Raw genomic sequence first — 23865 nt, 5'->3', positions numbered from 1 at the left:
TTCTTAAGCTTCTGTTTCGGACTCTGTCTCTGTAGCTGTCTCAGATTCTGCTTCAGATACTGCTTCTGTTTCTTCTTCATCATCTGCTTTTACCATAGTAAATCCAACAGATTCGAATACTTCAGCGCTGGTCTCTGTTGTCAGATAATCCAGGAATGCTTTTGCTTCGTCAGCATGAGCAGCATTTTTTAATACTGCTGCAGGGTAGATAACCTGTTTGCACAGTGTGCCGTCAGCCTGATCTACAACTGTCAGCCCTGCTGAGTAAGCATCTGTAGCGTAGATGATACCTGCATCAACGCTGCCTTCGCTGACCTGTGTGGTAACTTCCTTTACGTTCGATCCATAGGTAATCTTCTTGTCTGCTTCCAGCTGATCCAGGATACCCAGGTTGGTCAGGATCTCTTCTGAGTAAGCACCTACTGGTACGTCCTCGTTGCCAAGGCAAAGCAGGTTCAGCTTATCAGTTCCCAGATCTTCAAAAGACTGGATATCTGCCTGATTATCTTCTGGTACCGCCAGAACGACTTTATTCTCCAGAAGGTCCATTCTGGTTGTGTCATCGATGAAATCGAGCCCATCTTCATTAACAGACGGATCTGCTGTGATATCCAGCTGATTCATCTGCTTCTGTGCTGCTGAGATGAACAGGTCACAGTCTGCACCTTCTTCGATCTGTGTCTTTAATGTTCCTGAAGAATCAAAAGTAAATACCAGATTGACATTTGGTTCCACCTCTTTATACATTTCCTGAATCTCTGTCAGAGTCTCTGTCATAGATGCTGCTGCGAATACAACAACGTCTGTCTGATCTTCAGCGGAAACTCCCATACACATTCCAGAAGCCATTACTCCAGTTAAAAGTAATGCTCCGGCTTTTTTCCAAGTATTCATGTTAACTTCCTCCTTCACGTTATTTTTTCAAAAAATACTCGCTAGTAAAATTATATCCCTGCATGTCAGTTTTGTCAATGTACTGACAAACAGGGATCTGTTTTTTATATACATTTACTGATAATCCTGAAAATAGATGTCAAAAAAATTCTGACTGATCCGCTTCATGTCTTCCAGCATGGCATGATAACGATTCATGAATTCTCTTCCTTCTTCGGTAATCGTAGAATTTCCACCGTTCTTTCCTCCATTGTACCGATTCAGAAAAGGAAATCCCATCTGCTCTTCTGCCCGGTTCAACAACTTCCAGCACTTAGAATACGACATTCCCATTTTCTTGGCTGCTGCCTGTATAGAGCCTGTTTCATCCACATGCTGAAGCAGATGGAAAATACCAGGACCAAAGAAGTCTTCGTTCTTGGATAATACAATTTTTGTCTTCAGGCTCAGAGCTCTGGCATCACGAAGCTGGCGGATATAGGCTCGCACCTTTTCGATCTGTTTCGGCTCAGTAATATCATATAAGATACCAACGTCATCTGTGTCCAGCTTTGTCATACTCTGTTCTCTGTGCATAAGATCCTTGCCATCTTCTGATTTCGAATCCGGATTTATCTCTTCCAATATTTCATTTCTTTTAAAACGACTACTGATTCTCAGATGTAGTTTTCCTGGCTGACCATCATAGCATAGACAAGTGTCATGATTACATTCCTTGAGCACCTCCAGTGTTTCCACCTTAAATGCAGGGCATTCTACCGGAATCAATATTGCTTTATCACAAAGTTCTGTTGCCGCTTTCATTCCGATTCTGGCAGATGACAGCCAGTCATGACAGACATACTCTGGATCCTCCAGAAAAATCACACCGTTATGGCTGATATGATTTTTCAGAACCGAAGCCTGATATCCGCCCACCACGATGATCGGTGATATCCCGGCTTTTCGTAAGGTATAGATCTCCCGCTTGATTACTGTGGTGCCTTCCACCGGAAGCATGGGAAGAAAGGTCTCCAGTTCTTCATTTCCTGTTTTGTCCTGTGCCAAATCCTGGGCTGCCACAATCACTGCCCCCACATTCATGATTTCGGTTACTCCTTTCTTATCCTGTGTCGTCTTAGCTGTCCGGATTATCCTGCGTATTTTCTGCTATTTTCCGGCAGTTCTATGTTTTTCTGTTATTTACTGTCTATCACCATTTTACTGAGAAAATAGTCTGTAAGACGCTCCGTCTCTTCCAATCCAAAAAGTGGAATATCCAGCGTTTCCCCGTTCACGTCCAATTCTTCCTTCGTCAGATCTGTCACAATTCCCAGTAAGTTCTTTGGATCACATACTGATTCTGAAGAATTGCCTTTTCGAACCACTTCAATCTTTGGATATTCGGAATATTTGAACCCTTCCAGCAAAATCAGATCTGCTTCTGGAAATGCTCCAATCAGTTCTACCACCGATGGCACCGATGCATATTTGATGATCATATGCTTTCCGGATGAAAAAACACAGGTTCCATCTGCTCCTGCCTGTGCATATTTCCAGCTGTCCGTACCAGGCACATCAGCTTCAAAGTCATGTCCGTCATGCTTGATGACAGCCACACGCAGACCTCTTCTTTTCAGTTCCGGCAGAAGCTTCGTAATCAAGGTTGTCTTCCCCGAATTCTTTACACCGCTGACAGCAAAGACATATTGTTTCACAGCAAAATCACCTCTGCAAGTTCTCCCACTTTGGTTCCCGGCTTTCCACCCTGCATCTCAATCAGGCAGTTACAGCCTGCCATGGTAGCCAGCACACCATTGGAATGTAATCCTGTCGGTATGGTCACAGACTCTCCATCTGTAACGGCACGGATATATCTGCGCCCACGAACTTCTTTTACAAATTCATTCTTTAACACACATTTTTTCCTTCTGGTCTTTAATGCTTCATCCTGCATCATCTTCTGGAGCATTGGGCGAATCAGCAGATCCACGGATACCGCCACACCGAATGGATTACCGGACAGACTGATTACCGGGGTATCCTGATACACAGAAAACAGAGTTGGCATACCCGGCTTCATCTGAATATGCCAGAAAATGCGCTGTGCACCTGCCAGTTCCAGTGCTTCGTGCATAATATCCTTTTTTCCAACTGATACAGAGCCTGTGGTAATAATCAGATCCACAGATGGAGCAATATCCTGAATAGCTTTTGTCATTGCCTGTGGCCGGTCTTCGATAGAGTCCAATTTTACCAGTTCCACGCCAAAATCTTCCATACGTGCTGCCAGAAGATTCTGATTACAGTCATAGATCTTGCCAGGAAGCAGCTTTTGTCCCGGTGCCATCACTTCATCTCCGGTGGTTAAAATAGCTACTCTTGCTCTACGGTAAACATTTGCCTCCGTTTTTCCCATACTTGCCAGAATGCCAGCTTCTACGAATCCGATTCTGGTTCCTTTTTTCAGAAGCACGGTTCCTCTTTTAAAATCTTCTCCCTGATAGCAATAATTCTGCCACTGTCTGGTCGGATGGAAGATCTTTACAGTATCTTCACCATAATCGGTATCTTCCTGACGGACACAGCAGTCACAGCCCTTTGGAACGGCTGCTCCGGTCATAATCCGTACCGCCTGTCCTTTTTCCACGGTAATATTAGAATATTGCCCTGCGTCAATCTCTTCCAGAACCTTTAACTCTGCCGGACGTTCCTCTGATACATCTGCAATGTCCTCTGCTTTGCATGCATATCCGTCAATCGGTGACTTATCAAAGGGCGGGTTGTCCAATTCTGCCACCATATCTTCTGCAAGCACCTTTCCCCGTGCCTGAAGTACCGGTACTTTTTCTGTCTCTTCTATCATCTTTGAATGAGCAAGCAATGCTTCCAGTGCCTGCTCCACGGTAAGGTTATCCATAATCACACCCCTTTTCCAAAGCTGCAATTCGGATAATGACATTCCTTACATCCCAGACAGAATCCACCATTTCCCATATGTGCCAGATCTTTCTTTGTCACTTCGATTCCTGCAATGATTCGTGGCAATACCAGATCAAAAACAGTTGCTTTTGCATACATGACGCATCCCGGCAGTCCCATAACCGGTGTGCCGTCTTCCAGATAGGATAGCAGGAACATGGCTCCCGGAAGAACCGGAGCTCCATAAGATACAATTCTTGCTCCTGTATTCTTGATGGCTCCAGGAGTCTTGTCATCTGGATCTACGCTCATGCCACCGGTACAGATAATCATATCTGCCCCTTCTTCTTTTAACTTCAGAATGGCCTTTGTGATCTTTTCCATATCATCGTTACAGAGGATATGTCCGTGAATCTCTGCACCGTAGGATTCCAGCTTGTTGATAACAACCGGAGTGAAAGTATCTTTGATTCTTCCGTAAAATACTTCGTTTCCGGTAGTTACAATACCTACTTTTCTCTTCTTATATGGAGTCAGGGAAACCAAAGGCTGATCTCCCGCTGTCTTTTTCACCAGATCCATTTTTTCTTTGGCAATCACCAGCGGGATCACACGGGTTCCCAGAAGACGGTCATCTTTTTTCACCGGAAAATTCGTATGTCTGGTGGCAATCATAATCTCATCAATCTCATTGATAGCATCCAGCCTTGGCACATCCACCTGAAATACTCCGTCACAGTCTGCAATCAGCTCAATCTTTCCCTCTTTTACTGCGGTCGGATGCATATTCTCATTCATACAGACATCACAGAGAATCTGCGCTGCTTCGTTCTCATGCAGGGTATTCTCATCCTTCTCCCATACATACAGGTTATCTTTTCCCAGAGATAACAGTACCGGGATATCCTCTTCCTGCACAATATGTCCCTTACGGAATGCAGTATCCTTCACCACATCCTTCACGATCCTTGTAATATCATGGCAAAGCACATGTCCTACCGCATCCGTTGTCTTAATACACTTCATGACGTTCTCCTTTTACTTTCTGTCCAGAAAAGTTATAAATATATATGGAGTAATTGTAACATATTGCCAACAAAAACACAACTTTCATAAATCGCCCTAATCAACGCCTCTTCTTCGCATATGCTTCTTTTATTCTCTCCAGTACTTCTTTATGCAATTGTCCATTCGTGGCCAGAAATGTACTGCCGCCAAAATAACGCAGTGCCTCTCCGTCCCACTGTGTCATAGCTCCTCCTGCCTCTTGAATGATGATCACACCTGCCGCATAATCCCACGGTTTGAGGTTTTCAGAAACAAATACTCCTCCTCTGCCACATGCAATATAACAGCAGTCCAATGCCGCAGATCCTGTGATTCTATAATCTATACAATCTTTAAACAGTTCACCAAATACAGCAGCATACATATTGGTCTCCCTGTCACTATATGGATTTGTTTCTGAAAGGATCAGTGTTGATTTAATATGCTCATCTTTGCAAACCCGTATCGGCTTTCCATTACAAAAAGCTCCCAATCCTTCTGCTGCATAATACATTTCCTGCTTTTTTGGTGCATATACTACCCCTAACACCGGTTTCCCATTTTTTAGCAACGCAACAGAAATCCCATAATCCGGAATCCCATAAATAAAATTGCTGGTTCCATCGATCGGATCAATCACCCAATAATAACCCTTTTCAGGGTTGACAATACTTCCTTCTTCCGAAAGTGCCACAGACTCTTTTACCAGCATCGGCAATTTATCGCACAAAAACTGACTGATTTTTATATCAACTTCTGTAACAAAGTCATTTATCCCTTTTTCATTCACCCGCGGTTTTTTGATATCATCGATGATATCTGCCGCTTCATAAACAATTGTTTTTACTTTCTCTATTAATTTTTTATACATTTTTCCCCCTCATTTCTTCAGGCAGCTTTGCTCTACACATTCGTGGTCCGTACAGCCATAACATTCGGATATTCAGACAAAGCGCCGATTATTTCAGTATAACCTTTTTTATCCTTTAAACTCAAAGAATATATATTCGTATAGATGGTATTTCCTGTTTTTACTACCTCAGCATGAAAATCAACATCCAGAATTACCACATTCATTTCTTCAAAATAATGATTCAAATAATTCAAAGTTTCTGTGCGATGTATAAACTGGACTTCCAGCTTTTTATACGTATTAATCGGAATTACTTTTTGTAAAAATTTCAGAACAACAATCACAATGATACCGGCAATTAACGCCATCGTCACATAACCGGCTCCTATTGCCACACCAAGACAAGCTGTACACCACAACGATGCTGCCGTGGTAAGTCCTTTGATTTTCCGTTCTGATCTTACAATCGTCCCCGCACCAAGGAAACTCACTCCCGAAACAATCGTAGCCGTAATTCTGCCTATACTCATCGTTATTTGTTGATTTCCCAGATGCGAAACATAATATATCGTCTGCTGCTCGACAAGTGCGATCAACGTTGCTCCCACACATACAAGTACATAAGTCCTCATTCCGGCAGGTCTGTTTTTCACTTCACGATCAATCCCTATGATTGCGCCGAGAATTACCGCCGCCATCATACGATACAACACCATTTCTACCGTCAATGTTTCTCCGAATTTAGTCCAATCTAAAACCATTTTCTTACCCCCATAAAAAGAATTAAGGAGCAGAATCCTGTTCTACTCCTTTTGATACCTTATCCTACTTCTACAACGGAAAAGCCGCTTTCCTTAAGCATCTCATCGTATTCTCCATCCAGGTGCATACAATACACATGCTTTCTATTTTCCACAGGAATCTGTTTCTCCAGTCTTTTGTAATAACAATGTGATGTACTCTCTTTACTGGAAGTATCATGATATATACGTGAAATCTTTCCACTTAAATAATCCATTGCAATCTCTTCTAATAAGTAAGCTGCATCACCACTGTAGTATATTTTCTCATCAGGACTACTTAATATCATACCATATGCCTTCATATCATCTGCATGCTGAACTTCTTTAAATTCTACCTTAATAGCTTTATCCGCCGGCAGTTCTCTTAAGAGCTGGTACTGATCACGTTTTATGCCCTGGCACTCTAATAAGGTCACTACTTTGTCCTCCGGATGGATAATTGTCACTTTTTTATGTAATACAAAATATACATATGAACACAAAGAAGCCAGAGATCCGGAATGGTCCGCATGCAAATGCGTTAATAAAACATATACATTTGTATATTTTCCTATATCTAAAGTTCTTGCTAATTTCCCATATGCTTCTTCTCCACAGTCAAGGCAATACAAATCACCTTCATATTCAAACCATGCATTTGTATTTCCATACTGTGGAAAATAAGCTGCACCTTTTCCTAAAAAAGATAATTCAAACATCGTATCCTACTCCTTTACCCCCGCACTTACAATACTATTCATAAATTGTTTCTGCATGAGCAGGAATGCGATCATCAATGGTGCAATAATGATAGCTGTCGCAGCACAGACATTTGCCCACTGCATATCGGCTTCTTTTGATTTTGCAAAAATTGCTAATCCGACTGTTAACGGTCGATTTTTCGGTGACTGTGTAACGATCAATGGCCACAGATAATTATTCCAGTGATAACTGACTGAAATAATCGCAAAGGACATGTATGCCGGTTTTGCACATGGCATATATACCTTCCAGATGATCTGCCATAAATTGGCACCATCTATACGTGCCGCTTCACCAAAGGCTTTTGGAACTGTTTTAAAATGCTGGCGAAGCAAAAAGATGGCAGTTGCACTTCCTAAGAACGGAAGCATAATACCAATTTTTGTATCAATCAGTCCGATATCTGACAATGTCATAAAGTTTGGAATAATCAATACATCATTTGGAATGATAATCTGCATGAAAATGATTAACATTACAATACTCTTGCCACGATAATTCATAAATGCCAGTGAATAAGCTGCCAATGTTGATGTAATAAACTGAATAACAAACGTAACTACTACCAGCACAATGGTATTTCTATAATATTGTGCAAACGGAACTGCATTCCAGACATATTTAAAATTGTCAAGTGTAAATGCTCCGGTTGGTAAAAAAGACATATTAAAACTAGGAACACTAAATGCTGTTCCAAGCATCCATACCAATGGCGCAAGCCATATCAAACCTAATACAATTGAAAAAACAGTCAATAATGTCTTTCCCAATGAAAAATTTGTATTCTTTTCTCCTGCTGTCATTGTTAAGACCTCCCTCTATGAATAATGAATCTTTTTATCCTGACTAAAGAATCTAGGTAAGGAAACAACCAACAACAGCAACAGCATAATGATCGTCAGTGCTGAGGACAAACCATACCTCATATTTGTAAATCCTTGCTGATAAATGTAATACAGCAATAATGTAGAAGCATTATTCGGAGCACCTTCTGTCATAATGATAACCTGATCCGCTAATTTAAAACAGTTTGTAAAGGCAATGGTAGAGACAAACAAGGTAGTCGGAGCAAGCAGCGGTACCGTAATGTGTCTGAATGTTGCCCAGCCTGTTGCGCCATCAATCGATGCTGCTTCCAGTACATCCTGATTGATGCTCTGAAGTCCTGAAAGGAAAAATATCATCAGATAACCTGCTTCTCTCCAGACATACATAACTGCCATGGATGGCAATACTGTCTTTTTATTTGATAAAACGTTCATTGCCGGAAAACCAAAACGCTGTAACAGCTGGTCAAATAATCCATTATTTGCCATATAGATAAAGAGCCAGATACTTGCAATTGCGATCATCGGCATAACAGATGGATAAAAGAATGTTGTTCTGATAAATCCGATATGCTTTCCTTTTCTGTTTACTAACATCGCAAGTCCCAAGCCGATTATCATACTTGGAATTACTGTAATCAAAGCAAAAAATATGGTATTTCCCATTACTTTCCAAAACAGATCCTGAGATGCAAGACGCGCATAATTTTCTATCCCGACAAATTCCGGTGCAGCCATTCCCATATTATATTTGGTAAAAGACAAGACAAGGCTTCGAATCACAGGATATACTGTAAATATAATCATAATTATCAATGCAGGAGCCAGAAGCAGCCATCCCAGAAACGCTTCACGTCTCGTTCTTCTTTTTACAGATGAAGATTGGTTCATATTATTCTCCCTTTCGTCATTTCATTAATAAAAGGGGTTCCACAAGAGAACCCCTTTTCTATCTTACTATTCTCTTCTATTGGAAATCGTATAAAACATCGTCTGCCTGTTCCTGCGCAGCAGCCATTGCTTCTTCTGCAGTAAGCTCTCCTGTCACAGCTGCCTGAATATTATCATTTAAGATTCGCCATATTTCAGCAGCATTGTAAGTAGTAAGTTCTGGCTGAGCATATTCAAGCTGTTCGTATGCTATTTTAGCAGCCGGATAAGATTCATAGTACTCTTTTAATTCATCTGTCTCATAGCAGCTGTTTCTTGTTGCCACGTATCCGGTATTAATAGACCATTTTGTAGCATTTTCTGGAGAACACATAAATTTAATGTAATCCCATGCTGCCTGCTGACGTTCTTCAGAAATACCAGATGTAATATAGAAGTTTCCACCACCTGTCGGAGCTCCGTACTGTTTACTCTGTGGCTGGAAAGCAACACCAAAATCAAATGTTGCATTTTCTTTGATATTTGCAAGGTTTCCTGTTGTATGATAGATCATTGCAACCTGACCACTTAAGAACTGGGTAGGAAGATCTGTCCACTGCACAATGCCAGGTGCCATACATTTATATTTGTTCTGAAGATCCAGCCAGAACTGAAGTGCTTCCACGTTTTCTGGTGTATCAAAGTATACTTCTTTTCCGTTTGGATTCATCAAGCCATACTCATTTGTACAGTTCTGCAATGAGAATCCTGTAAATGTCCACTGTGCTGAACCTGAATTCAATGCAATTCCTACTCCGTATCTGTCATCGTTTGTTAATTTCACAGCATACTCAGCCAGTTCATCCCATGTTGTTGGCGGTGCTTCCGGATCAAGTCCTACTTCAGCAAATGCATCTTTGTTGTAGAATAATACTTCTGTAGATCTCTGGAATGGGATGGAAATGATTGAGCCATCTTCTACATAAGAATCCAGCATAAATCCGTCGATAAAATCATCTATAAAATCCTGTCCTTCCGGATCAGCAGCGATGATATCATCTAATTTCATTGCCATTCCGGTATAGTCCATTGTAAAACGCTGAGTCGCTAATGATACGAATAAATCTGGTTTTGTATCGCTTCCGCCCTGTAATGCTGTCTGAATTGCAGTTACTGTATCATCATAGTTTCCAGTATAAACAGCTGTTACATTTACATCTGGATTCTGCTCATTATATTCTGCTGTCATCTCATCGATCAGATTTGCTGCATCTCCACCTACGTTTACCGGAAAGAATAACGTAAGATCGATCACCTCATCTGCTGATACAGGTCCTCCCATTGTTAATGCCATTGTACCAACTAATGCTGCTAATAATTTCTTTTTCATGAAAACTCCCTCCTGTTTTTGTAACGTTTCATGTATTTTTCTTTGTATCTAATATATAACATTATTTTTGAATCGTGTCAATCTTATTTTTCATCATTTTTCATATTTTGTAAGTTGTAAACAGTTTTATTTTGTGTTTTTTGTACAGTTTTTTTCATTTCATTCTGATTCATTATTAAATTCCATGTCAATAAGCATCTGTGCTCTTTCAAGTGCAACATCGATATCCGAAATCTCCATAACTGTTTCTTTTACCGCCGCTCCAACAATATTTACAAACTTCTTTTCATCAAAACTGCTTCCTTCATCCCTTGTTCTTTTTGTCCGGGAAAGCTGAAAGCATTCTTTTGACAATTCCAGCCACGGAAATGATCGGATAATATCGTACCTGTCATAGGTTTTCCGGCAGGGAGAGACGCTTCCCAGCGCCGCCATCGCTGAAGAGACCGGTTCCCGCGTAAGCCATTTTATAAATTCCATCGCTTCTTTTTTATGTTTGCTGTTCTTTGATATGCCCAGAGATCCTCCTCCATATATCGGATTTCCTCCAGGAACCATTGCACATCCTACTTTATCTGCTATTTTCGATTGCACTCCCAATATCTCAGATGCAAAATTACTAAATGTAATCATCATAGCCGTCTGTCCGTCCGAAAATTCTTTTGCAGTTGTTGTCCACCATCTGGATTCTTTACCTGATGAATTTTTATACCCATCAATTAATTCCTGCATGGCTTTCTTCCCGTACTCATTGTTTATAATTATTTTTCCGTTTTCATCATACAAATGCTCTTTATAACTGAAAAATCGTGCCAGAAACTCTGATGCAGCCACGCCAAAATTTCCTAATGTGACGCCTGCCCCATACTTTACATTATATTCTGCACTATCTAAATTCGTAAAAAATTCAGCTATTTGATTGTATTTTTCAAATGAATCCGGTATTTTTAACTCTTCTTTATATTTTTCCTGATACAAACGCTTGATTCCTGTATTTTCAAACAGATCTTTCCTGTAAAACAGCAGCTGTACACTGGGCGTAATCGGTAGAGCATATACTTTGCCTCTGATATAAGCATATTTATCCAGCAAAGCCGGAATATACTCTTCAAAAACAGCTGTAATATCAGCATCGATTTCCTCAAGCGGCATTAAAAGTCGTCCCGCAAACCAGGAAAGCCAGTTTACATCAATTCGGATGACATCATACAAATCCAATACTTCCGCATTTAAAAATTGTGTATAAATATCCTCATATGAAAAAATCGCAACTTTGACATTGATTCCTGTATGATTCGTATACAATCTCGCCAGATTCTGAATGATTACAGCCTCCGGTCCATCCAGTGCTAACACATTGATTGTTTTTGAAGTATCTTTTTTTGGTTTCTCATCTCCCCATTTTCTGATACCGTCGTTTTCAAAAATATGTTGTTCGTCTACAAATGTTTCTTCATCTGTGTCTATCAGTTTTTCTGCAATTTCCTTCCCCAATCTGGAATAGTTCAATTCATAACTGATAAACTCATGATCCGGAAGCGAAGTGATCTGAGCCATTGAATATACATCAATTTTGTGATCCGGAATAAATGTTTTCACAAGTTCTATAATTCTTTCTGCGTATCCGGCGTTGCTAACTACAATACTATCAATCTTTCGCCCCTGGGAAATCACATGTAACATGGAGTTAGAGATCCTGAATAAATCCGTTGATATATACTCCACATTACAAAAGTATTCATTCTCCTGATTCATAACTTTCTTGAATCCCTGAAGATATTCTGATTCATTTGAAAACGACTCCCGGCCTGTCACCACAATAACGTCACGATATTGTTTATTTAATATCATTTCTGCCATGTCGCTTCCTGCTTTTGTATAATTAAATCCATAATAGTCTGATGCAAATAACGGTTTGCGTTCAACAAAACATACTTTTTTCAAATTGGCTGTCTGATAGGGATTTTCATGTTTTTTCAAACAAGAAATCGTCACGACTCCCAATGCCATGATCGACTGCGCATGCTGCACCAATTCTATTTCCGTTTCCGCATTATCATTTGATATCAGCAGTTCGGTAAAAACTCCCTTTTGCTCTGCGCAAAACTTAATACTGTTATATAATTCCCTGTATTGTTTAAACTCAATTGTGGGCAAAATAACACATATTACGTTTCCGCTTCCCTTTCGAAGCATTTTTGCCCGTTCATTTATTGTGTACCCCAGCTCCCTGGCAGCTTCTTCTACCGCACGTATCTTTTCACTGCTTACGTTGCCTTTTCCATTCAATACGTTTGACACGGTTCCCTGTGAAACACCAGCTTTTTTTGCTACGTCCAATATCGTTGCCATATCATGCGCCTCCATTTTATAACGTTATAATAATTATACATGATTTTTCAATTCATTGGAACAATTTTATAATTCTAATATTTCTTTTAATGCCTGGATTGCTGCATCCATTTCTTCCTCCGTATTGAAATACGAAAAACTGAACCGTACTGCTCCCTGTTTTTCTGTTCCAAGCGCTTTATGCATCAGTGGTGCACAATGAGCGCCTGCACGGACTGCAATTCCATAATCTTCCCATAGCCAGTCACTGACCTGTCCGGATTCTTCTATTCCCAGATTGACAGAGACGATTGCTGTACGCTCACTTTTCTGCCAGTCTCCATAAACAGTCACCTCCGGAAGATCTTTGATTCCATCAAAAAATCTTTTTGCCAGTTTCATTTCTTTTTTATGAATAACTTCCACCCCTGTATCCAGAATAAAATCCAAAGAGGAAAAAAGACCGGCAATTCCAGTTCCATTTAAGGTTCCTGCTTCCAGTGCCGTCGGCATCTCTTTCGGATGCTCTCTGTCATAGCTGTGCACGCCGCTTCCTCCTACTTTTAACGGTCGAATCTTAAGCCCTTCCCGTACATAAATGCCACCGGTCCCCTGTGGTCCCATCAGACCTTTATGTCCTGTAAAACACAACACATCAATTCCCATTTTCTCTACATCAATCGGAATACATCCTGCGCTCTGAGAGGCATCTACAACCAGCAGCAGCTTATATTTTTGAGCTATCGCAGATACCCTGCCCAGATCTGTTATATTTCCACTCAGATTCAAAGCATGCGTGATCACAATGGCTCTGGTATTTTTCTGTATCAGTTGTTCCAGTTCTCCATACATCGGTACGCCTTTGGAATCCGCCGGAAGAATACTTAGTTCGACCCCATTCTCTTCCAGACGATACATCAGAAATAGCCGTCCTGTCAAAAAACAGGAACGGCTATCTCTTATCGCAACTGAGCTATCTATTTATGCTTTCTCAATTCTGATTGCGCAAACTTTATATTCCGGAATTCTTGCATATTTATCCAGTGCTGCATTCGTCAGCCAGTTTGCATTTCCATCTGGGAAGTGGAACGGCATCCAGGATTCGCCTTTGGATACCTTAGTTCCCACGCGGGCGGTGGATTCGATCTGTCCTCTTCTGGATGTCAGACGTACTTTATCGCCATTCTGGATACCAAGCTCTGCTGCATCCTCCTCATTGATCTCGATAAAGGAATGTCCTTCGATCTCCATCAGTTCTTCGGTCTTTCCTGTCATGGCACGGGTGGTGTAATGATACAGGATACGTCCGGTCATCAGAATGATTGGATATTCTTCATCTGGAAGTTCTGCAGACGGAACATATTCTGCCGGATAGAACCAGCCAAGACCTCTTGCAAACTTGCCTACGTGCATGATCGGTGTACCAGGATGATCCTTGGTCGGACATGGCCACTGAAGACCTCTTCCTCCTACTTCTTCGCTATCAAGACGTGCATGGCTGATACCACCAAAGGATGGTGTGACAGATGCGATCTCGTCCATAATCTCTGCTGCAGTCAGGTGTGGCTGTGGATATCCCATACGATTCATCAGATCAATAATAATATCCGTATCCAGTCTTGCATTGCCAGGAATAGTCACTGCCTTACGCACACGCTGTACACGACGTTCCGTGTTGGTAAAGGTTCCCTCTTTTTCTGCATAGCTGACACCTGGAAGGATAACATCCGCATACTGAGCAGTCTCTGTCATAAACAGCTCCTGAATGACAAAGAAGTCCAGGCTTTCCAGCGCTTTGATAATATGATGGGTATCCGGATCGGTAACCACCGGATCTTCACCATAAATATACAGACCCTTGATGTCTCCCTTGATCGCTGCCGGGAATACATCGGTTGCGTGAAGTCCAGGATTTGGATTCAGCTTCGTATTCCATGCCTTTTCAAACTTGGCAACCACTTCTGGATTGGCTACTTTCTGATATCCAGGGAAATCTGTCGGTGATGCACCCATATCACAGGCACCCTGTACGTTGTTCTGTCCACGAAGTGGATTGACACCACATCCTTCTCTTCCCAGCTTACCAACCAGAAGGGCCATATTAGACATGGACATCACACCTTCCGTACCGGTAGAATGCTCCGTAACACCCAGACAATAGATAATTGGAGCCATCTTTGCTTTTGCATACATGATAGCAGCTTTCTTCAGATCTTCTGCATCAATATGACAGATCTCTGCTACTTTTTCAGGTGTATAATCTTTTACGATCTCTTTGATCTTCTCGTATCCTTCCGTTCTCTCTGCAATGAACTTTTCATCCTGCAGCCCCTCGGAAATGATCACATTCATGATACCATTTGCAAACGCAACGTTGGTACCTGGTTTTAACTTCAGATGGATATCTGCATGTTTTGCAAGGCCAATATCACGCGGATCCACCACGATCAGCTTACATCCACGCTGTACCGCCTGACGAATCTGCATGCCCACTACCGGATGTGCTTCTTCCGGATTGGAACCTACCAGCATGATCACATCTGGTTTCTTTGTGATATCTTCGATTGGATTGGTCATGGCACCGGATCCCAGTGTCATAGCCAGACCTGCTACCGATGCAGAGTGACATACACGAGCACAGTTATCGGTATTATTTGTACCGAAACAGGTTCGAACCATCTTCTGAACCATATAGATATCTTCGTTTGGTGATCTGGAACATGCAAAACCAGCCAGTGATTCACTGCCGTATTTTTTCTTAATCTCCATGAATTTAGATGCAACCAGATCCAGTGCTTCATCCCAGGTAGCTTTCTCAAATTCACCGGTTTCTTTATTCTTAATCAATGGATCTGTGATTCTGGATGGATGATGTACAAAGTCAAAGCTTCCGCTTCGTCCCTTTACACAAAGCAGACCTTTGTTGGATGGTCCATTATAAGCTTCTGTATCCACAATCTTGCCATCTTTTACCAGAAGGTAATACTGACATCCGGTTGCACAATGTGGACAGGTGGTCAGTACCTTTTTTTCTACCTGATATGTACGGTATTTCTTTCTGCGCTTCATGGACAGCGCACCGGTTGGACAGGCCTGTACACAGTTACCGCAGGATTCACAGATGCCATCTTTCCACTGACCTTCTCCATTGCCGATTACTGACTGGAATCCACGTTCCATTGTCTCAATGGCACCGCGTCCTACAATATAATTACAGGTATTCACGCATCTGTGGCACAGAATACAAAGACTTGGGTCATAGGTAAAGAATTTATTCGTATCATCTACCTCGCCACCGCTCTTCTGACCTTCATAGCTGGTGGTCTCCAGTCCGTACTCAAATGCATATTCCTGAAGCTTACAGTCTCCGTTAGCTTCACAGGAGAAACAGTGTACATTGTGATCGGATAACAGCAGATCCAGTGTCTGTTTTCTGGACTGTCTTACCTTTTCTGATCTGGTAAAGATCTCATCCCCTTCTGACACCTGCAGGGTACAGGATGTGTCGATCTTGGTTCTGCCGTTATTTTTTACTTCTACCACACACAGACGGCAGGAACCATCTGGGATCAGATCCTCGATATAACACAGAGTAGGGATCTCAATCCCTGCTTTTTTTGCCGCATGAAGAACGGTCGTCCCCTTCTCCACTTCCACCGGAATACCGTCAATCATTACATGAACCATAATGTCCTCCTTCCAAACTTCACTTCATTTTCTTATTTTATATCCGGGAAAGCTCGCTCCCCCCAATTACTGCTGTCATTTTCTGAATGACTGGCAGTTACAACTCAACTATCTGCATCTGTTCCCAGGAAATTCCTCCCTGCTTTAGCTGTTCTATAAACTGCTCCTTCGCATCTGGTTCTGCCTTCCAGGCCAGCCCGCATCCTGCGGTAATCTGAGATGGAATCGGAATTAACCTCCCCGGAAGCTGATGCTCCTGACAATATTTTTCCATTTTGATTGCTTCTGGTGTATTGGAAAATGTAATCACCAGTTGTGGTTTCTTTGTTCTCATAAATTTATTCCTGTAATTCCTTTAATGCCTGAATTGCTGCATCCACTTCTTCTTCTGTATTAAAGCAGGAAAAGCTGAACCGTACTGCTCCCTGCTGCTCCGTTCCCAGAGCCTTGTGCATCAGAGGCGCACAATGTGCACCTGCACGTACTGCAATTCCATAATCTTCCCAGAGCCAGTCACTCATTTCTGCAGAATCCACATCCCCCAGATTCAGGGATACAATGGCTGTTCGCATCTGCGAATCCATATCTCCATATATGGTAATGTCCGGAATCTCTGCAATGCCCTTTAAAAAGCGTCTGGACAGAGCTAAATCCTTTTCATGGATCTGCTCTACGCCCTGCTTCAGCAGCCAGGATACGGAAGCCCCAAGGCCTGCAATCCCCGGTCCATTTAGAGTCCCGGCTTCCAATGCGGTCGGCATGGTATCCGGATGTTCCTTAGCGAAACTCTTCACACCGCTTCCCCCGACCTTCAGAGGCGCAATCTTTATACCTTCCCGCACATAGATGCCGCCGGTTCCCTGTGGTCCCATCAGACCTTTGTGTCCGGTAAAGCAAAGGACATCGATCCCCAGTTCCTGTACATCAATCGGAATACATCCGGCCGTCTGGGACGCATCCACGATCAGCAGCAGTCCGTTTTTCTTTGCAAAATCTGATACCTTCTTCAGATCGGTCACATTGCCTGTCAGGTTAGACGCATGGGTGATGACAATCGCTTTCGTCTCTTTTTTCAGGAGGCTGGTCAGCTGATCGTACTGTATGACCCCTTTTTTATCTGCAGGAAGCATATTGTAAGTAACTCCCCTCTTCGCCATCCGATACACCGGCCGCAGTACGGAATTGTGTTCACAGACACTGGTGATCACATGATCTCCTGGTTGTAAGATGCCCTGTATGGCAATATTCAGGCTTTCTGTTGCATTGCAGGTAAAAGCTATCCGCATAGGATCTGAAATGTGAAACAGCTCTGCCAGCTTTTCTCTGGTACCGTAGATCATTCTTGATGCATCCAGGGTAGCCTCATGGGCGCCTCTTCCAGAGTTCCCCATGGAAGTCAGTGCTGTTATCATAGCCTCAGCAACGCCCTCTGGTTTGTGAAGAGTCGTTGCCGCATTATCCAGATAAATCATGGTTTCACAACCTTATTTGCTTTTGCCATGGTATCTGCTATCACATACATGTTCGTAATACTGCCTACCTGAAGTTTCTCAGACAATCCATAATAATTCAGACAGGTACCGCAGGTAAAGATCTCCACGCCCTGAGCTTCCAGTGACTTCAGATCTTCCAGTGAAGCAGATCCTTCGCAGGTCAGATAAGCACCTTTGTTATAGAATAAAATAGTCTTTGGCAAAGTTTCCAGTTGAGTCAGTGCATAGATATAACCTTTGATCAGGACTTTACCCAGTTCTTCTTCTCCCTCACCCATCCTGTCAGATGAAATCACAACCACTGTGTTATCTCTGGCATCTGGAACGCAGGCCGCTTCTGCTGTTTCTTCTTTCTTCTCATCTGCCTGTCCCTGTAACTTATCTTCTGTTACTGTGATCACAACACGGTATTCTTTTTCTGCTTTTTTCTCAGATTTCACTTCACAGCCAAGGCTTCCTGCCAGTTTCGTCAGATTCTGTACTGCCACTTCATTGTCTACCAGTACCTCTACTTCTTCTGCTTTTGTCAGTGCCTTAATGGCATTCTGTGTCTTGATGACCGGGATCGGGCAGGTATCACCCATTGCGTTAATTGTTACCATAATACTTGTATCTCCTTTTATTTCAAAATCTGACTATTACTTATAGCATTTCAATAAATGCTGCCATTCTTGTCTGAATCTGTCCCACATCTGCCTGGGAATAATCTGTTTCAACAACGGTATATGGAATTCCCATCTTATCTTTTACCAACTTCTTCACCATGGCTGTCTCTACATTGTAGGTATGACAGGCCTGCAGTACCAGATCTACCACTGCATCTACCTTAAAATCTTTGATCAGTTTCTCCAGAAGTTCCATTCTTGCTTTATTCGGAGACATACAGGAACATCCGATACTTAAATATTTTCTAGAAAGTGCATCGTACACATCTGGATTTTCTTCATCTACTTCTGCCAGCGGCTTCATACCGGTACAGTTTTCAAAACAAACTACTACACCACCATTTTCTTCAATGGCACGGATAACCTTCAGTGCAGCTCCACCGGACGGAGAACCGGTCACCAGAATTCGTGGCCTCTTTCCTATATTTTTTCCTTCCTGATATTCTTTTTCAATTTTATCGGTCACTGCATCAATGGTCTCTTCCAGTGTATCCGTGTTCATCTGGAAACCGGATCCATATACGGTATTAATGATATCCAGTCCCATGACCGGAGCCGGATCCTGTGCCATTGTATACTGCAGTCTGGTCAGTGCACGGTTGATACCGTTTCTCTTTTTGATTTCTTTTGCAATGGCTTCTTCCGTGATCTTTATTTCGAATTTTTCTTCCAGTACTTCTTTGAAACGGATCAGTTCTTTGCGGTATAATTCATATCCATCTTCCGTCTGGCTATTTGGAAGCTGTACCACATGTACCGATTTAAACTCTGCCAGCATTTCATACATCTTTTTCTTTCCGTCACAGGTAGTCTCACCCACAACCAGATCAGAAAAATAAAAGAATGGACATTTATCTGTCCTGGCAAATCCATAGCTGGATTTGATCAGTGGACAGAGGTTTCTTGGCAGATCCTTCTCTGCATCCGGAATGGTCTCATCGGATACGGAACATAGTCCAACCACTGCTGCACCCATGGCATTGGCGATCTCTCTTGGCAGATAGGTACAGAACACACCTACGATCGGTGTTCCAGCATCCTTAATTTTCTTAATTGCCAGAAATGAATTTTTTCTTGCCTCTGCAAATTCTTCAAATACTTCCGGTAATTCTTTTCTTAATTCCACGTTTTCTTTCCCCCTGCTTTCTCATACCCTAATACGGCCGCGCCGATGGCTCCTGTATACTGAGCCAGTTCATGCGTCACGATGTGGGCTGGTTTCATATAAAATTCCAGTATACTTCGGATCACTTCAGCCTGTGCCAGACCCCCGGAAAAGAAAACTTCCTGTTCTTCCCGGATCAGCTTCTGTGCAAAAATGGCAGTTCTCTTACAGATCGAATGAAGGCACCCAAGTAAAATGTCTCCTGCCTTTTTCTCCTGCGCCAGGAGACCTACGATCTCACTTTCCGCAAATACCGCACACATGCTGTTGATCTTCTCCGGTGTGGCACCTCGGACAAATTCATCCAGTTCTTCCACTTTGGCTCCAACTCGCCCCAGTGTCATCTCAATGAATCTTCCTGTTCCTGCGGCACATTTATCGTTCATCAGAAAATCTGTCACTTTTCCATGCTCATCCAGAAGCATCACTTTACAATCCTGTCCTCCGATGTCAATCACTGCACTGCACTGTGGCATCAGGTATGCGGCTCCTGCACCATGACAGGTGATCTCTGTAATCTTCCTGTCCGCCTGTTCAAGAAGCCCTCTGCCATACCCAGTCGTTACCGTCATCGCAATCTCCTGAGAATATAACTGGCTGTACATATCACGAATCACTTTACCGGGACGATCAGATGTTTTTTCTAAATAAATTTTCTGGATCTTCTCTCCATCAAATACTGCTGCTTTCGTCGTTGCAGAACCGGAATCCAGTCCTAATGTCACCATCTTTTCACCTGCTTTCTCTAAGAAAAGTATAACATTTACCGTATTTTTGTCTAATTCAAATGCCTGATAATTTCTTTATATTTATAGATTATATCTATAAATAGTCTCGCTTTTTTCTATGAATTATGATACGATATATACAATTCAAAACAGTGGCAGGTTATTTTTTCTGTTCTACCTGCACGAAAAAGAGGTGTTCTATGTATTTTCATCAACTGGAAGCTTTTGTCCAGGTAGCAGAGAATAAGAGTTTTTCTAAAGCTGCCAAAGCCATGTATCTGTCTCAGCCTACTGTCAGTGCACATATCAAAAGTCTGGAATCGGAACTTGGTGTCCCACTTATTTCACGTACCACGAAAGAAGTTCTGCTTTCTGAGGCCGGGCAGATTTTCTATGATTATGCCAAAGAACTTCTGCATACCAGGGATGTGGCTGCCTTGATGATGCAGTCTTATGCCACCGAAATTAAGGGAGAACTTCCGGTAGCTGCTTCTACTGTTCCGTCTCAATATCTGCTGCCGCAACTACTGACTGAAATGTATGTGCGCTATCCGGATCTGAAAATATCGGTCCGCCAAGCAGACAGCTCCGCAGTAATAAATCAAATTGAAAACTATGATGCAGAATTAGGCTTTACCGGTATGCAAAATCCTGATTCCAAGTGTATTTTTGAACCTTTGCTGGATGATCAACTGGTTCTGATCACCCCCAACACCCCTGCTTATCAGATCTATAAAGGAAAGCTTCCTGTCAGCCAGCTTCGCTATCTTCCATTTATTTTCCGTGAAAAGGGAAGCGGAACACGCAAAGAAGCCGACGCTTATTTTCAAAGCATCGGCCTCGACGATCAGAAGCTTCATATTCTGACAGAACTGCCTTCTACCGAAAGCATCAAACAGGCTGTCTGTCACGGTCTGGGCGTATCGATTATCAGTAAAATTGCTGCAAAAGATTATGAAAAATTCGGATACCTTTTGAGTTTTGATCTGGACTCTGAACTGCTGAAGCGTTCCATCTATCTGGTTTATCACAAAAACCGGGTACTGACTCCTGCTGCCAGATCTTTTGTTGAAGTGATCCGTGAAAAATACGGTCCAAAGCCGGAACATCCACGAACTTCACCAAAGGTACATATTCCTGTGGGATGATGGGGACGGTGTTTATGGCTTTTTTACTGTCCCTGGTGACACTCCATGTTGGTATCTAAATGGACCAGTTCATCAGTGAATTCTTTCTTTTTCAGATACTGCTCTATGAACGATACTACCCGCAATTCTCCGAAGGAATAGGATTCATCTTTGAATATTGGCAGATAATTGATTCTGTTATTGAATACAAAAATTTCAGCAATTCTTGATAAATCTTTCCTTTACGCTCATGTTGTCCTCAAATACTGCTTTACCATGAAGACGAATCCATGCGTATTCAGGAGAAGATACTGATACTTCTACCTCAGGATTTGTATTTATGGAAGGACTAAAAAAATTCGAGCAGATTTTTCAGGAAGTATTGTTATACTCCGGATTGTCTCCAGATCATGCAAAGATTCTTTCTCAGCGCATGTTTTCTATTTATCAGGGATATCTTCTTCTTGGACGAATCAGCGACGATACTTCTTATTTGAAAAATGCAAGAAAAAATATGATTGAAACGTACCGGGAGTACCGGACATTTCATGGAATCTGAAAGGAACTTTTATGAGTACTGTAATTCTTTCCTGCACCGCACTTCTGGAATATGTGCAGCAGGCTCAGAAGACCTGCAATACGGACTTTCCCATCATTGAATTAAATCGGCAATACCATATAGAGCCATCAAAAATGAAAAACCACATTCTTCAGACACTCTCCAGCTTGTCGTCAGATGTTGATACTATTCTTGTGGCTATGGGTTTCTGTGGCGGATCATGGCAGGATGTATCCTGCTCTAAAACCCTGGTAATTCCCAGAGTTGCTGACTGTGTTGCGCTTACATTAACCACAACGGAACAATATGCCCCAGATTTGAAAGAACAGGGACATATGTACCTGTTTGGAAATGGAGAAAATGGATTTTCTGTTCATGCTATTTATGAAAGTCTTCTGAAGGAATATGATAAAGAAATGGCAGATATTGTCTTCAACATGTATTTTGAGCATTATCACCATCTGGATATTATCGACAATGGTCTGTACGACTGCTATGACCTGGATTTTGTGGAACGTGCACAGGCAGATGCCGACAGGATTCATGCTGAACTGGATTTTGTACCCGGAAGTAATATTCTTCTTGAAAAGCTGGTATCTGGAAAATGGGATGAGCAATTCTTTGTTGCTTCTCCGAATACTCGAATTACCCAAGGGAAATTTTTTGATTGCTGAAAATTAATCCAGATTGCAGCAGATTTCCTGAAGTCTGGAATCTTGCGAAGACCTGCCGGCAGTTCTTTTTCTTAATGAATATCTACGTCAATGCCAATTCCAATCTTTTCTTTGACAAAAACGGTAGATTAATGGATTTTCCATTGTGCAAAGAACAATGGTTCATGGAAATCAGCTGCCGGTCCTGAAGATCCTGGATACTCAGCATATCCTTTTCCTAATAGGGATGTCCCTGATAAATAATGGCATTCATTTATGACAATGCACTTGTAATATTTTGTTGATACCTATTTTACAGGAATACAGATCTCCGTCACAAATTTTTCCGGATCATTTGTGATGCCATAATCAATCAGCGTAATTTCACGGGAAAATCCGACAATCTGCATCTGATGTTTTTTTATATAATCCAGTAATTTTTTATACTGACCTGGTGCTTCTGCATGACTTCCTCGGAAACACAGACGGACACATAATGATTCTGTAACAGGCATTGTCTCTCCATCATAGATATCTTCATCATCCAGTATTAAAAAGATGCCGTCATATTTCTTATATTCTGAATTCTTCAAATGCTCTGAGGAAATTCCAAGTCCCACTTTACCGAGAAATACAACTGCCTCTGCCTTTGACTGATCCAACTTTCTGATAGGAGCTTCCATATCCTGCGATTCTTCTATTTTCAAAGGTGCTTCCACCCACACAACCCGGCTTGCTGGAAGCTGTACCAATGTCACCGTATCCAATGGTGTATTCTGTGCTTCTGATAAAACATTTAAACGATGATTTATTTTTTGTTCCATGCGTTTTAATTCCAGCTGCTTTTCCAGAACAATCTTTTTTTGCTGCATCAGCTTTTCTTCTATGTTACTTATATCCTTGTTTTTCAGAAAGTCCTCTATTTCAGCTAATGGCATATCTAATGCTCTTAAATATCTGATGGTATTAAGTACTTCAAACTGTTCTGGTCCATAATAACGATACCCTGTATCTGGGGAAGTATATTCTGGGTGAAGCAGTCCAACATTCTCATAATGCCGCAGACTGCTGACACTTATGTGAAAAAGTTTTGATACCTCGCCTATAGAAAATAACCCTTTTCTGTCCATA

At 41.9% G+C, this 23865-nt stretch carries 23 protein-coding genes and 1 pseudogene; 3 read left to right on the top strand and 21 right to left on the bottom strand.

Translation table 11 applies throughout. The features are described 5' to 3' along the window. Positions 1-3: 3 nt before the first annotated feature. The 19 genes from modA to OCV47_RS12215 all read right to left on the bottom strand — a co-directional run bounded on the left by modA (position 4) and on the right by OCV47_RS12215 (position 20395). The gene (gene modA, locus OCV47_RS12305; RefSeq protein WP_317244399.1) at positions 4-894 is read right to left on the bottom strand and encodes a molybdate ABC transporter substrate-binding protein; all 891 of its coding nucleotides are present in this window, start codon (positions 892-894) and stop codon (positions 4-6) included. Positions 895-1008: 114 nt separating this feature from the next. After that, positions 1009-1977, bottom strand: coding sequence for a LysR family transcriptional regulator (locus OCV47_RS12300; RefSeq protein ID WP_262655378.1), 969 nt, complete (start codon positions 1975-1977; stop codon positions 1009-1011). A 95-nt stretch (positions 1978-2072) separates the two neighbouring features. Further along, positions 2073-2591 (bottom strand): molybdopterin-guanine dinucleotide biosynthesis protein B, encoded by a 519-nt coding sequence (gene mobB / locus OCV47_RS12295; RefSeq protein ID WP_262655377.1) that lies wholly within the window; start codon positions 2589-2591, stop codon positions 2073-2075. Beyond that, positions 2588-3835 (bottom strand): molybdopterin molybdotransferase MoeA, encoded by a 1248-nt coding sequence (locus tag OCV47_RS12290; protein WP_262655375.1) that lies wholly within the window; start codon positions 3833-3835, stop codon positions 2588-2590. Before OCV47_RS12290 ends, mobB begins: the two co-directional genes overlap by 4 nt. Further along, positions 3796-4821: a molybdopterin-binding protein gene (locus tag OCV47_RS12285; protein ID WP_262655374.1), complete on the bottom strand. Its 1026-nt coding sequence runs from the start codon at positions 4819-4821 to the stop codon at positions 3796-3798. The genes OCV47_RS12290 and OCV47_RS12285 overlap by 40 nt, the downstream gene beginning before the upstream one ends. Positions 4822-4921: 100 nt before the next feature. Continuing rightward, positions 4922-5713: an inositol monophosphatase family protein gene (locus tag OCV47_RS12280; RefSeq protein ID WP_262655373.1), complete on the bottom strand. Its 792-nt coding sequence runs from the start codon at positions 5711-5713 to the stop codon at positions 4922-4924. A gap of 32 nt (positions 5714-5745) precedes the next feature. After that, entirely contained in the window at positions 5746-6456 is a 711-nt protein-coding gene (locus tag OCV47_RS12275) for an MgtC/SapB family protein (protein WP_262655372.1), read from the bottom strand. Between the two features lie 59 nt (positions 6457-6515). Beyond that, positions 6516-7196: an MBL fold metallo-hydrolase gene (locus tag OCV47_RS12270; RefSeq protein WP_262655371.1), complete on the bottom strand. Its 681-nt coding sequence runs from the start codon at positions 7194-7196 to the stop codon at positions 6516-6518. A gap of 6 nt (positions 7197-7202) precedes the next feature. Further along, on the bottom strand, positions 7203-8042 hold the full coding sequence (locus tag OCV47_RS12265; RefSeq protein WP_262655369.1) for a carbohydrate ABC transporter permease: 840 nt from the start codon (positions 8040-8042) through the stop codon (positions 7203-7205). 15 nt (positions 8043-8057) lie between these two features. Then, a complete protein-coding gene (locus tag OCV47_RS12260) occupies positions 8058-8957 on the bottom strand; it encodes a carbohydrate ABC transporter permease (RefSeq protein WP_262655367.1) in 900 nt (299 codons plus the stop codon). Positions 8958-9033: 76 nt separating this feature from the next. Continuing rightward, positions 9034-10290 (bottom strand): ABC transporter substrate-binding protein, encoded by a 1257-nt coding sequence (locus OCV47_RS12255; RefSeq protein ID WP_416888019.1) that lies wholly within the window; start codon positions 10288-10290, stop codon positions 9034-9036. Positions 10291-10485: 195 nt separating this feature from the next. Further along, a complete protein-coding gene (locus OCV47_RS12250; RefSeq protein ID WP_262655365.1) occupies positions 10486-12678 on the bottom strand; it encodes an extracellular solute-binding protein in 2193 nt (730 codons plus the stop codon). A gap of 66 nt (positions 12679-12744) precedes the next feature. Continuing rightward, entirely contained in the window at positions 12745-13575 is an 831-nt protein-coding gene (locus OCV47_RS12245) for an aminotransferase class V-fold PLP-dependent enzyme (protein WP_262655363.1), read from the bottom strand. A gap of 63 nt (positions 13576-13638) precedes the next feature. Beyond that, a complete protein-coding gene (gene fdhF, locus OCV47_RS12240) occupies positions 13639-16344 on the bottom strand; it encodes a formate dehydrogenase subunit alpha (RefSeq protein WP_262655361.1) in 2706 nt (901 codons plus the stop codon). A 97-nt stretch (positions 16345-16441) separates the two neighbouring features. After that, positions 16442-16678: a putative Se/S carrier protein gene (locus OCV47_RS12235; protein ID WP_262655359.1), complete on the bottom strand. Its 237-nt coding sequence runs from the start codon at positions 16676-16678 to the stop codon at positions 16442-16444. Positions 16679-16682: 4 nt separating this feature from the next. Continuing rightward, complete coding sequence (locus OCV47_RS12230; protein WP_262655358.1) at positions 16683-17816, bottom strand: aminotransferase class V-fold PLP-dependent enzyme; 1134 nt, start codon at positions 17814-17816, stop codon at positions 16683-16685. Beyond that, positions 17813-18439 carry a sulfurtransferase-like selenium metabolism protein YedF gene (gene yedF / locus OCV47_RS12225; RefSeq protein ID WP_262655357.1) on the bottom strand — a complete coding sequence of 209 codons (627 nt, stop codon included), beginning with the start codon at positions 18437-18439 and terminating at the stop codon, positions 17813-17815. The genes OCV47_RS12230 and yedF overlap by 4 nt, the downstream gene beginning before the upstream one ends. Before the next feature lie 40 nt (positions 18440-18479). Next, complete coding sequence (locus OCV47_RS12220) at positions 18480-19628, bottom strand: double-cubane-cluster-containing anaerobic reductase (protein WP_262655355.1); 1149 nt, start codon at positions 19626-19628, stop codon at positions 18480-18482. After that, a complete protein-coding gene (locus OCV47_RS12215) occupies positions 19619-20395 on the bottom strand; it encodes an acyl-CoA dehydratase activase (protein WP_262655354.1) in 777 nt (258 codons plus the stop codon). The genes OCV47_RS12220 and OCV47_RS12215 overlap by 10 nt, the downstream gene beginning before the upstream one ends. A 200-nt stretch (positions 20396-20595) precedes the next feature. Here OCV47_RS12215 and OCV47_RS12210 point away from each other — a divergent pair, with 200 nt between their 5' ends. After that, positions 20596-21543, top strand: a complete 948-nt coding sequence (locus OCV47_RS12210; RefSeq protein ID WP_262655352.1) for a selenium metabolism-associated LysR family transcriptional regulator — start codon at positions 20596-20598, stop codon at positions 21541-21543. A 201-nt stretch (positions 21544-21744) separates the two neighbouring features. On the opposite strand, the pseudogene OCV47_RS16080 reads toward OCV47_RS12210, so the two are convergent. Next, positions 21745-21855, bottom strand: a pseudogene (locus OCV47_RS16080) (pyridoxamine 5'-phosphate oxidase family protein); the annotation flags it as partial. A 7-nt stretch (positions 21856-21862) separates the two neighbouring features. On the opposite strand from OCV47_RS16080, the gene OCV47_RS12200 reads away from it, so the two are divergent. Further along, on the top strand, positions 21863-22081 hold the full coding sequence (locus OCV47_RS12200) for a hypothetical protein (RefSeq protein ID WP_262655350.1): 219 nt from the start codon (positions 21863-21865) through the stop codon (positions 22079-22081). Positions 22082-22092: 11 nt separating this feature from the next. After that, positions 22093-22755 (top strand): DUF1638 domain-containing protein, encoded by a 663-nt coding sequence (locus tag OCV47_RS12195; RefSeq protein ID WP_262655348.1) that lies wholly within the window; start codon positions 22093-22095, stop codon positions 22753-22755. A gap of 287 nt (positions 22756-23042) precedes the next feature. On the opposite strand, the gene OCV47_RS12190 is transcribed toward OCV47_RS12195, so the two are convergent. Further along, positions 23043-23864 carry a MerR family transcriptional regulator gene (locus OCV47_RS12190; protein WP_117447497.1) on the bottom strand — a complete coding sequence of 274 codons (822 nt, stop codon included), beginning with the start codon at positions 23862-23864 and terminating at the stop codon, positions 23043-23045. Position 23865 lies beyond the last annotated feature (1 nt).

Source organism: Muricoprocola aceti (assembly GCF_025567005.1).
In the GTDB taxonomy this organism is placed as follows: Bacteria; Bacillota; Clostridia; order Lachnospirales; family Lachnospiraceae; genus Marvinbryantia; species Marvinbryantia aceti.
This window is presented reverse-complemented; position numbering and strand designations above follow the sequence as displayed.

What these genes read in the sequence shown, in the direction of transcription:
- OCV47_RS12275 (WP_262655372.1), bottom strand. Translation starts at nt 6,456, where the DNA reads ATGGTTTTAGATTGGACTAAATTCGGAGAAACATTGACGGTAGAAATG.
- yedF (WP_262655357.1), bottom strand. Translation starts at nt 18,439, where the DNA reads ATGGTAACAATTAACGCAATGGGTGATACCTGCCCGATCCCGGTCATC.
- OCV47_RS12250 (WP_262655365.1), bottom strand. Translation starts at nt 12,678, where the DNA reads ATGGCAACGATATTGGACGTAGCAAAAAAAGCTGGTGTTTCACAGGGA.
- OCV47_RS12280 (WP_262655373.1), bottom strand. Translation starts at nt 5,713, where the DNA reads ATGTATAAAAAATTAATAGAGAAAGTAAAAACAATTGTTTATGAAGCG.
- OCV47_RS12190 (WP_117447497.1), bottom strand. Translation starts at nt 23,864, where the DNA reads ATGGACAGAAAAGGGTTATTTTCTATAGGCGAGGTATCAAAACTTTTT.
- OCV47_RS12270 (WP_262655371.1), bottom strand. Translation starts at nt 7,196, where the DNA reads ATGTTTGAATTATCTTTTTTAGGAAAAGGTGCAGCTTATTTTCCACAG.
- OCV47_RS12285 (WP_262655374.1), bottom strand. Translation starts at nt 4,821, where the DNA reads ATGAAGTGTATTAAGACAACGGATGCGGTAGGACATGTGCTTTGCCAT.
- OCV47_RS12245 (WP_262655363.1), bottom strand. Translation starts at nt 13,575, where the DNA reads ATGTATCGTCTGGAAGAGAATGGGGTCGAACTAAGTATTCTTCCGGCG.
- OCV47_RS12230 (WP_262655358.1), bottom strand. Translation starts at nt 17,816, where the DNA reads ATGATTTATCTGGATAATGCGGCAACGACTCTTCACAAACCAGAGGGC.
- OCV47_RS12300 (WP_262655378.1), bottom strand. Translation starts at nt 1,977, where the DNA reads ATGAATGTGGGGGCAGTGATTGTGGCAGCCCAGGATTTGGCACAGGAC.
- OCV47_RS12235 (WP_262655359.1), bottom strand. Translation starts at nt 16,678, where the DNA reads ATGAGAACAAAGAAACCACAACTGGTGATTACATTTTCCAATACACCA.
- OCV47_RS12210 (WP_262655352.1), top strand. Translation starts at nt 20,596, where the DNA reads ATGTATTTTCATCAACTGGAAGCTTTTGTCCAGGTAGCAGAGAATAAG.
- modA (WP_317244399.1), bottom strand. Translation starts at nt 894, where the DNA reads ATGAATACTTGGAAAAAAGCCGGAGCATTACTTTTAACTGGAGTAATG.
- OCV47_RS12195 (WP_262655348.1), top strand. Translation starts at nt 22,093, where the DNA reads ATGAGTACTGTAATTCTTTCCTGCACCGCACTTCTGGAATATGTGCAG.
- OCV47_RS12260 (WP_262655367.1), bottom strand. Translation starts at nt 8,957, where the DNA reads ATGAACCAATCTTCATCTGTAAAAAGAAGAACGAGACGTGAAGCGTTT.
- OCV47_RS12215 (WP_262655354.1), bottom strand. Translation starts at nt 20,395, where the DNA reads ATGGTGACATTAGGACTGGATTCCGGTTCTGCAACGACGAAAGCAGCA.
- OCV47_RS12265 (WP_262655369.1), bottom strand. Translation starts at nt 8,042, where the DNA reads ATGACAGCAGGAGAAAAGAATACAAATTTTTCATTGGGAAAGACATTA.
- fdhF (WP_262655361.1), bottom strand. Translation starts at nt 16,344, where the DNA reads ATGGTTCATGTAATGATTGACGGTATTCCGGTGGAAGTGGAGAAGGGG.
- OCV47_RS12255 (WP_416888019.1), bottom strand. Translation starts at nt 10,290, where the DNA reads ATGGCATTAACAATGGGAGGACCTGTATCAGCAGATGAGGTGATCGAT.
- OCV47_RS12200 (WP_262655350.1), top strand. Translation starts at nt 21,863, where the DNA reads ATGGAAGGACTAAAAAAATTCGAGCAGATTTTTCAGGAAGTATTGTTA.
- OCV47_RS12290 (WP_262655375.1), bottom strand. Translation starts at nt 3,835, where the DNA reads ATGTCATTATCCGAATTGCAGCTTTGGAAAAGGGGTGTGATTATGGAT.